This window comes from Rhodosalinus sp., assembly GCF_041685465.1.
Taxonomy (GTDB): Bacteria; Pseudomonadota; Alphaproteobacteria; order Rhodobacterales; family Rhodobacteraceae; genus Rhodosalinus.
Window position 1 is genome coordinate 1 of sequence record NZ_JAWLFS010000191.1, and the last position, 6022, is coordinate 6022.

Below are 6022 nucleotides of genomic sequence, written 5' to 3' on the forward strand. Positions count from 1 at the left end.
CGATCCGCTTGCGCCGGGCCGCGGGCCGGCCCATGCTGCCCGCCGGGCGAGGGCCGGCGCGGTTGAAATCCGGTGGCGCGTGCCCACCTTTGAGCCCTGAGAGGAGAGGGGCCGGGGCTGCCGATGCAGTGGGGCCGGGCGCCCTCAGCCAAGAACAAGGACGCTTTCATGCAAGATCCCCTGAACACCTCCTATCCCGTTCTGCCGCTCCGGGACATCGTCGTGTTCCCGCACATGATCGTGCCGCTCTTCGTGGGGCGCGAGAAGTCGGTGCGCGCGCTCGAGGAGGTGATGCAGGACGACAAGCAGATCCTCTTGTCGTCGCAGATCGACGCGGCCGAGGACGATCCCGCGCCCGAGGGCATCTACCGCACCGGCGTGCTCGCCAACGTCCTGCAACTCCTGAAGCTGCCCGACGGCACCGTGAAGGTCCTCGTCGAGGGGCAGGCGCGCGTGCGGATCACCGAGTTCGTCGAGAATGCCGAGTATTTCGAGGCCGAGGCCGAATACCTCGAGGAGCACGAGGGCGACGCGGGCGCGATCGAGGCGCTGGTGCGCACCGTCACGGCCGAGTTCGAGCGTTATGCCAAGGTCAAGAAGAACGTCCCCGAAGAGGCGCTCGCCGCCGTTTCGGAGGCGACGGAACCCGCCAAGCTCGCCGACCTGGTGGCCGGGCATCTCGGCATCGAGGTGGCGCAGAAGCAGAAGCTTCTCGAGACGACCTCCGTCAGCGAACGGCTCGAGAACGTCTACGGCCTGATGCAGGGCGAGATGAGCGTCCTGCAGGTCGAGAAGAAGATCAAGACCCGCGTCAAGAGCCAGATGGAGAAGACCCAGCGCGAGTATTACCTGAATGAGCAGATGAAGGCCATTCAGAAGGAGCTGGGCGACGGCGAGGACGGCGGCGGCGAGGTCGCGGAACTCGAGGAGCGCATCGAGAACACGAGGCTCTCCAAGGAGGCGCGCGAGAAGGCCGAGGCGGAGCTCAAGAAGCTCAAGACCATGAGCCCGATGAGCGCCGAGGCGACTGTGGTGCGCAACTACCTCGACTGGATGCTGTCGATCCCGTGGGGCAAGAAATCCCGCGTCAAGAAGGACCTGCACCGCGCGCAGAAGGTCCTCGACGAGGATCACTACAGCCTCGAGAAGGTCAAGGAGCGTATCGTCGAGTTCCTCGCCGTGCAGAGCCGCTCGAAGAAGCTCAAGGGGCCGATTCTCTGCCTCGTCGGGCCGCCGGGCGTCGGCAAGACCTCGCTCGGCAAGTCGGTGGCGCGCGCCACGGGCCGCGAGTTCATCCGCATCAGCCTCGGCGGCGTGCGCGACGAGTCCGAGATCCGCGGTCACCGCCGCACCTACATCGGCTCGATGCCGGGCAAGATCATCCAGTCGATGAAGAAGGCCAAGACCACGAATCCCCTCATCCTGCTCGACGAGATCGACAAGATGGGGCAGGATTTCCGCGGCGATCCGGCGAGCGCGATGCTCGAGGTGCTCGACCCCGAGCAGAACTCCACCTTCGTGGACCACTACCTCGAGGTCGAATACGACCTGTCGGACGTGATGTTCATCACCACGGCCAACAGCTACAACATGCCGGGGCCGCTTCTCGACCGGATGGAGATCATCCCGCTCGAGGGCTACACCGAGGACGAGAAGCTCGAGATCGCCAAGCAGCACCTGCTGCCGAAGCAGGTCAAGAACCACGGCCTCAAGAAGGACGAGTTCACGCTCGCCGACGGCGCGATCCTCGAGATCATCCGCCGCTACACCCGCGAGGCGGGGGTGCGGAACCTCGAGCGCGAGATGGCCAAGGTGGCGCGCAAGGCGGTAACCGAGATCGTGCGCGACAAGGCCGGCCGCGTCGAGGTCACCGAGGAGAACGTGGACGACTACCTCGGCGTGAAGAAGTTCCGCTACGGGCTCGCCGAGAAGGAGGACCAGATCGGCGTCGTCACCGGCCTCGCCTGGACCTCCGTCGGCGGCGACCTGCTGTCGATCGAGGCGCTGCGGCTGCCCGGCAAGGGCCGGATGAAGACCACCGGCACGCTCGGCGACGTGATGAAGGAATCGATCGACGCCGCCTCGAGCTTCGTGCGCTCGATCGCGCCCGACATCGGCGTGAAGCCGCCGAAGTTCGAGAAGTGGGACATCCACGTGCACGTCCCCGAGGGCGCGACGCCCAAGGACGGCCCTTCGGCGGGCATCGCGATGGTGACCTCCATCGTCTCGGTGCTGACCCAGATCCCGGTGCGCAAGGACATCGCCATGACCGGCGAGGTCACGCTGCGCGGCAACGTGCTGCAGATCGGCGGGCTCAAGGAGAAGCTGCTCGCCGCGCTGCGGGGCGGCATCACCACGGTGCTGATCCCGGCCGAGAACGAGAAGGACCTCAGGGAGATCCCCGACAACGTGAAGGAGGGGCTGACGATCATCCCCGTCTCGAACGTCACGGAGGTTCTCGATCACGCGCTCGTGCGCAAGCCCGAGCCGGTGCACTGGGACGAGGCCGCCGAGGAGGCCGCGGCCGCTGAGGCGACGCGCAATGCCGAAGGCGTGGGCGCAGTCACGCACTGAGCCCCGGGCCGGATCGCGATACGGGAAAGGCGCCCCCTGCGGGGCGCCTTTTTCGTGCGCCGCCCTGGGCCGCCGGGGCGCCATCCGGCACCCGACGCGCGGATTTGTCCCGCGTCGCGGAGGGGGCTGTCTGCCCCCTCTTGGCCTTCGGCCAATTCACCCCCGAGAGTATTTGCGCCAAGATGATGGGGCGGGCGGATCGTGCAGCGGCGCCCGTCGCGGGGCGCGCTCCGGGTCGCCGCGGACCCTCTTGCGCATCGCGCCCGGCGGCGCTACACGCGATCCCGCCGGGTGATTAGCTCAGTGGTAGAGCGCTTCGTTCACATCGAAGATGTCGGAGGTTCGAATCCTCCATCACCCACCACCCCGTCCGTCAGGCAGGAGATGCGCGTCGCCGGGTCCCGGAGCCGAACGGGTGCGCCCGGCCGTCGCGCCGGAGTGACCCGTCAGGCCGACGCCGTCAGGCGTCTCCTGCAGCACGGTCGCCGTGGCGATCGGGCCGCGACGGCGCGGGCCGAAGCGCCGCATCATTTTCCTTGGTGCCGGCGCGTTTTCTTGCGGTCGGCGGCTTGACGCGCGTCGCGGCAGACCGTAAATCCGCCTTCACCCGGCGGTGCAACGCGCCGGGCAGACAAGCGGGCGGTTGTAGCTCAGATGGTTAGAGTACCGGCCTGTCACGCCGGGGGTCGCGGGTTCGAGCCCCGTCAACCGCGCCACGCTTGCTCCACGAAACTCCTGAAAGTGCTGTAGGACCTCGCGGTCGCTGACCGGGCCGGGCGCCCGGGTCGTTGCAGCGGGCGCGCGTCAGTCGTCGCGCGGCGTGCGTCGGGCCGGCACGCCGTAGAGTTCCAGCTTGTGCCCCTTGAGGCGGTAGCCGAGCCGTTCGGCGATCCGCTCCTGCAGCTTCTCGATTTCCGGGTCCACGAACTCGATCACCTCGCCGGTGGCGAGATCGATCAGGTGGTCGTGGTGTTCGCGCTCGGCATCCTCGTAGCGGGCGCGGCCGTCGCCGAACTCCACGCGCTCCAGTATCCCCGCCTCCTCGAAGAGCTTGACCGTGCGGTAGACCGTGGCGAGCGAGATCGCCCCGTCGCGCGCCGCGGCGCGGGCGTAGAGTTCCTCGACATCCGGGTGGTCGCGCGACTCCTCGAGCACCGTTGCGATGATCCGCCGCTGGCCGGTCATGCGCAGGCCCTTCGCCTCGCAGCGCTCAAGGATGGTCTCCGGCATCGCGCCTCCGGTGGTCGGACCAGTGGCCACGATCTAGGCCAACGGCGCGCGCAGATAAAGGGCCGCGCGCCGGGCGGCCGGCGCGGAATGACGGTTGACGCCGGGCGCAAGGGCGGCGCACCTGCGCGGCATGGAACGCAGGGCGAGCATGGACGCGGCCGGCGCGGCGCTGCTGATCGGATGCGCGCTGCTCTTCGGGCTGAACAACGTGACGATCAAGGTCGCCAACGACGGCTTCCAGCCGCTCTTTCAGGCGGGGTTGCGGTCGCTCGGCGCGGTGGCGCTGATCGGGCTCTGGATGCGGCTCCGGGGCATCCCGTTGCCGCGGCCCGGCGTCTATCGACGCGGCGGCGTCCTGATCGGGCTCTTCTTCACGGCGGAGTTCATCTGTCTCTACATCGCGCTCGACCTGACGACGGTCACGCGGGCGAGCATCGTCTTCTACTCGATGCCCGTCTGGCTGGCGCTCGCGGCGCATGTGCTGCTGCCCGGCGAGCGGCTGACGGCGGTGCGGCTCTCGGGGCTCGCGCTCGCCATGGCGGGCGTCGCCTGGGCGCTTCTCGATCGTCCCGGAGGCGACGCGGCGGCGCCCTCGCTCCTCGGCGATGTGCTGGCGCTCGCGGCGGCGATGTTCTGGGCGGGCATTCCGCTGGTCATCCGGCTGACGGGGCTCGCGCGGGAGCGGGCCGAGACGCAGCTCTTCTGTCAGCTCGCGGTCTCCGCGCCGCTCTTCCTCGGGCTCTCGCTCCTTGGCGGGCCGCTGCTGCGCGATCCGGAGTTCGTGCATGTCGCGGCGGTTGTCTACCAGTTCGCGGTCGTGGCGAGCGTGGTCTTTCTCATCTGGTTCTGGCTGATCTCGATCTACCCGGCCTCGGCGGTGGCCTCCTTCAGCTTCCTGACGCCGGTGGCGAGCGTCGGGCTCGGCTGGTGGCTCCTGGACGAGGCCGTGGGCCCCGGCATCCTCGGCGCGCTGGCGCTGGTGGCGGCGGGGCTCTACCTCGTCAACCGCCCGGTGCGCGTGCCGAAGGCGGCCTGAGCCCCCGCCCGAGACCGCGTCTGAGCCCCCGCCTGAACCTCAGTCGGGCAGCACCTTTCCGGGGTTCATCAGGCCCTTCGGGTCGAGCGCGGCCTTGAGGCTGCGCATCACGGTGATCGCCTCCGGCCCCTGCTCCCGCGCGAGGTAGTCGCGCTTGCCGAGGCCCACGCCGTGCTCGCCGGTGCAGGTGCCGCCGGCGGCGAGGGCGCGCTCGACCATGCGCGCGCTGACGCCTTCGGCGCGCGCGACCTCGTCGGGGTCGTCGGGGTCGAGCATGAGGATCATGTGGAAATTGCCGTCGCCCACGTGGCCGAGCACCGGCGCGGCGAGGCCGGCCGCCGCGGCGTCGGCGCTGGCGGCGAGGATGCTCTCGGTGAGCGCCGGGATCGGCACGCAGACGTCCGTGGTCAGCATCCGCTTCGGCCGGTGGTTGGCCATGCAGGCATAGGCGCAGTCGTGGCGCGCGCGCCAGAGCCGGGCGCGTGCCTCGGCGCTCTCGGCCTGCTCGAACCCCGCGCCGCCGGCGTCCGCCGCGATCGCCTCGGCCGCCTCTGCGTCGCGGCGCGCGCTCTCCGGGTCGCCGTGGAACTCGAGGAAGAGATGCGGCGCCACCGGCAGATCGGTGCCCGAGTAGGTGTTCACGGCATCGATCATCAGCGCGTCGAGAAGCTCCACGCGCGCCACCGGGACGCCTGCCTGCATGACCCCGACCGCCGTGTCGACCGCCGCCTCGAGCGTCTCGAAGCGGCAGGTCGCGGCGATCACGGTCTCCGGGATCGGGGCGAGGCGCAGCGTCGCCTCCGTCACGATGCCGAGCGTGCCCTCCGAGCCCGTGAAGAGATGCGTGAGGTCGTAGCCCGCCGCCGACTTGCGCGCGCGGGTGCCGGTGCGGATCACCGTGCCGTCGGCGAGCACGACCTCGAGCGCGCGCACCGTCTCGGCCATGGTGCCGTAGCGCACCGCGTTCGTCCCGCTCGCCCGCGTGGCGATCATGCCGCCGATGGAGGCGTCGGCGCCGGGATCGACGGTGAAGGTGAGCCCGGTGTCGCGCAGGTGCGCGTTGAGCGCGCGGCGCTGGAGGCCCGGCTGCACGGTGCAGTCGAAGTTGCCGGGATCGACCGAAAGCACCCGGTTCATCCGCACGAGGCTGACCACCACGCCCCCCGCGACCGGGATCAGCGC

At 69.7% G+C, this 6022-nt stretch carries 4 protein-coding genes and 2 tRNA genes; 4 read left to right on the forward strand and 2 right to left on the reverse strand.

All coding sequences use genetic code 11. The features are described from left to right. The first annotated feature begins 168 nt into the window (after positions 1 to 168). The 3 genes from lon to ACESL7_RS11980 all read left to right on the forward strand — a co-directional run bounded on the left by lon (position 169) and on the right by ACESL7_RS11980 (position 3290). Complete coding sequence (gene lon, locus ACESL7_RS11970; protein WP_372893551.1) at positions 169 to 2574, forward strand: endopeptidase La; 2406 nt, start codon at positions 169 to 171, stop codon at positions 2572 to 2574. Positions 2575 to 2863: 289 nt separating this feature from the next. Continuing rightward, positions 2864 to 2938: transfer RNA gene (locus ACESL7_RS11975), tRNA-Val, on the forward strand. A gap of 275 nt (positions 2939 to 3213) precedes the next feature. Continuing rightward, positions 3214 to 3290 (forward strand) — tRNA-Asp (locus ACESL7_RS11980). A gap of 88 nt (positions 3291 to 3378) precedes the next feature. On the opposite strand, the gene ACESL7_RS11985 is transcribed toward ACESL7_RS11980, so the two are convergent. Further along, positions 3379 to 3804 (reverse strand): Fur family transcriptional regulator, encoded by a 426-nt coding sequence (locus ACESL7_RS11985; RefSeq protein ID WP_372893552.1) that lies wholly within the window; start codon positions 3802 to 3804, stop codon positions 3379 to 3381. Positions 3805 to 3952: 148 nt separating this feature from the next. On the opposite strand from ACESL7_RS11985, the gene ACESL7_RS11990 reads away from it, so the two are divergent. Continuing rightward, positions 3953 to 4840, forward strand: a complete 888-nt coding sequence (locus ACESL7_RS11990; RefSeq protein ID WP_372893553.1) for a DMT family transporter — start codon at positions 3953 to 3955, stop codon at positions 4838 to 4840. Between the two features lie 39 nt (positions 4841 to 4879). Here the strand turns inward: ACESL7_RS11990 and ACESL7_RS11995 are convergent. After that, on the reverse strand, positions 4880 to 6022 hold a 1143-nt coding region (locus ACESL7_RS11995; RefSeq protein WP_372893554.1), incomplete at its 5' end, for an FAD-binding oxidoreductase.

What these genes read in the sequence shown, in the direction of transcription:
- lon (WP_372893551.1), top strand. Translation starts at nt 169, where the DNA reads ATGCAAGATCCCCTGAACACCTCCTATCCCGTTCTGCCGCTCCGGGAC.
- ACESL7_RS11985 (WP_372893552.1), bottom strand. Translation starts at nt 3,804, where the DNA reads ATGCCGGAGACCATCCTTGAGCGCTGCGAGGCGAAGGGCCTGCGCATG.
- ACESL7_RS11990 (WP_372893553.1), top strand. Translation starts at nt 3,953, where the DNA reads ATGGACGCGGCCGGCGCGGCGCTGCTGATCGGATGCGCGCTGCTCTTC.